This window comes from Stenotrophomonas sp. 05L44_2 (assembly GCF_056665995.1).
Map to the genome: position 1 here is coordinate 1 of NZ_JBFTNR010000938.1, position 1,290 is coordinate 1,290.

General features: G+C 66.8%; 2 protein-coding genes. One reads left to right on the forward strand and one right to left on the reverse strand.

Annotation, left to right across the window (positions count from 1 at the left end; translation table 11 throughout):
• A partial coding sequence (locus AC1VAN_RS22125) for a TetR/AcrR family transcriptional regulator (protein ID WP_480986780.1) occupies nucleotides 1–468 on the reverse strand: 468 nt, incomplete at its 3' end.
• 159 nt (nucleotides 469–627) lie between these two features.
• Between AC1VAN_RS22125 and AC1VAN_RS22130 the strand changes: the two genes are divergently transcribed.
• A partial coding sequence (locus AC1VAN_RS22130; RefSeq protein WP_480986781.1) for an acyl-CoA dehydrogenase family protein occupies nucleotides 628–1,290 on the forward strand: 663 nt, incomplete at its 3' end.

Below are 1,290 nucleotides of genomic sequence, written 5' to 3' on the forward strand. Positions count from 1 at the left end.
GTGCGCGTCCTGTGCCGGCAGTTCACCGGCCGCCACGCCCTCTTCCACCAGGCGCAGGAACACGTCACCGAAGGCACGGCGGCCGCGCATGCGCTCGGCTTCCACGTCCGGGTCCACCGGTTCGACGATGAAGGCATGGGCCAGGCCCGGGCCGGCCAGGGMACGGCGCACGAAGGCGGTGATGGCCTGGCGCAGGCGCACGCTGGCCGGCTGCGGCGCACTGGCGATGCGCTCCATGATCGCCACCTCATGGGCCACGGCAGCGTTGAGCACTTCCACGAACAGCTCGGCCTTGGACGGGAAGTGGCGGTAGATCAGGCCGGTGGAGACCCCGGCCTGGGTGGCCACGGCGGTTACCGGCGCGTTGCGCCAGCCGCCGGTGGCGACCAGTTCGCGGGTGGCCAGCAGGATCCGTTCACGGGCCCCGGCCAGGCGTTCTTCCATCAATGCTGAGCGTTTGTAGGCCATGTTCTGAGTCTGGTTTCAATTTTTGAATTTGTATTCACTTCTTMCCCGAACCCCGCTACGCTGGGGTCCAATCGCCCGCGCGGGCCGCTGCTGTGAACAGCCGCCCGCTTCCCCTTCCGGGTGCGTCCATTCCCCACCTTCCCTCGTGGAGCCATCGCAATGCACGTGCCATCCCTGAACTTCGACCTCGGCGAAGATATCGACCTGCTGCGCCAGAGCGTGGCCCATTTTGCCGCTGCCGAGATCGCGCCGCTCGCGGCCGAGGCCGATGCAACCAACCAGTTCCCGTTGGCACTATGGCCCAAGTTGGGCGAACAGGGCCTGCTGGGCCTGACCGTGGAAGAAGAATACGGCGGCACCGGCATGGGCTACCTGGCCCACGTGGTGGCGATGGAAGAAATCTCCCGCGCCTCCGGCGGCATCGCCCTGTCCTACGGCGCGCACTCGAACCTGTGCGTGAACCAGCTGCGCAAGAACGGCACCGAAGCGCAGAAGCAGCGCTTCCTGCCGGACCTGTGCAGCGGCGCCAAGGTCGGCGCGCTGGCGATGAGCGAACCGGGTGCGGGTTCGGACGTGGTGTCGATGAAGCTGCGCGCGGACAAGCGCGGCGACCGCTACGTGCTCAACGGCAACAAGATGTGGATCACCAACGGCCCCGACGCCGACGTGCTGGTGGTGTACGCCAAGACCGATGTCGAAGCCGGTGCCAAGGGCATCACCGCGTTCCTGGTCGAGAAGGGCATGAAGGGTTTCTCCACCGCGCAGAAGCTGGACAAGCTGGGCATGCGCTCCTCGCCCACCTGCGAACTGGTGTTCCAGGAC